Raw genomic sequence first — 777 nt, forward strand, 5'->3', positions numbered from 1 at the left:
AATGTGGGTGCATAGCTCAGCTGGATAGAGCAACGCCCTTCTAAGGCGTGTGTCCGGGGTTCGAATCCCTGTGCGCTCACCACATTTAAATTATAGGGTATTCGCCAAGTCGGTAAGGCATAGCACTTTGACTGCTACATGCGTAGGTTCGAGTCCTGCATACCCTGCCAAATATGATCCATTAGCTCAGTCGGTAGAGCACCTGACTTTTAATCAGGGTGTCCCGCGTTCGAGTCGCGGATGGATCACCATTTACGGAGAGGTGTCCGAGTGGTTTAAGGAGCTAGTCTTGAAAACTAGTGATGCTTAACGGCACCGTGGGTTCGAATCCCACCCTCTCCGCCACGCCCAGATAGCTCAGTCGGTAGAGCAAGGGACTGAAAATCCCTGTGTCGATGGTTCGATTCCATTTCTGGGCACCATTAATATGGCGGTATAGCTTAGTTGGCTAGAGCGTTCGGTTCATACCCGAAAGGTCACAGGTTCGACTCCTGTTACCGCTACCAAATTAATGTGGGCCATTAGCTCAGTTGGTTAGAGCGCCCGGCTCATAACCGGTAGGTCCGGGGTTCGAGTCCCTGATGGCCCACCACATTAATTTAAACAACATAGTTCGAGGTGTAGCGCAGTTTGGTAGCGCACCTGGTTTGGGACCAGGGGGCCGGGGGTTCGAGTCCCTTCACCTCGACCATTATATGGTGGGTATAGCTCAGTTGGTTAGAGCGCCAGATTGTGGCTCTGGAGGTCGTGAGTTCGACTCTCATTATCCACCCCATT

Annotated in this window: 9 tRNA genes; all 9 read left to right on the forward strand. The window is 52.1% G+C overall.

Features of this window, described 5'->3' with window-relative positions:
• Positions 1-5: 5 nt before the first annotated feature.
• Positions 6-82: transfer RNA gene (locus QOZ84_RS16470), tRNA-Arg, on the forward strand.
• Positions 83-94: 12 nt separating this feature from the next.
• Positions 95-170 (forward strand) — tRNA-Gln (locus tag QOZ84_RS16475).
• 5 nt (positions 171-175) lie between these two features.
• A tRNA-Lys gene (locus tag QOZ84_RS16480) sits at positions 176-251 on the forward strand.
• A gap of 5 nt (positions 252-256) precedes the next feature.
• Positions 257-345, forward strand: a tRNA-Ser gene (locus QOZ84_RS16485).
• Position 346: 1 nt separating this feature from the next.
• Positions 347-422 (forward strand) — tRNA-Phe (locus QOZ84_RS16490).
• Positions 423-429: 7 nt separating this feature from the next.
• Positions 430-506, forward strand: a tRNA-Met gene (locus QOZ84_RS16495).
• Between the two features lie 9 nt (positions 507-515).
• Positions 516-592: transfer RNA gene (locus QOZ84_RS16500), tRNA-Ile, on the forward strand.
• Positions 593-614: 22 nt separating this feature from the next.
• A tRNA-Pro gene (locus QOZ84_RS16505) sits at positions 615-691 on the forward strand.
• Positions 692-698: 7 nt separating this feature from the next.
• Positions 699-775: transfer RNA gene (locus QOZ84_RS16510), tRNA-His, on the forward strand.
• Positions 776-777 lie beyond the last annotated feature (2 nt).

It is taken from the genome of Romboutsia sedimentorum, assembly GCF_030131845.1.
In the GTDB taxonomy this organism is placed as follows: domain Bacteria; phylum Bacillota; class Clostridia; order Peptostreptococcales; family Peptostreptococcaceae; genus Romboutsia_D; species Romboutsia_D sedimentorum.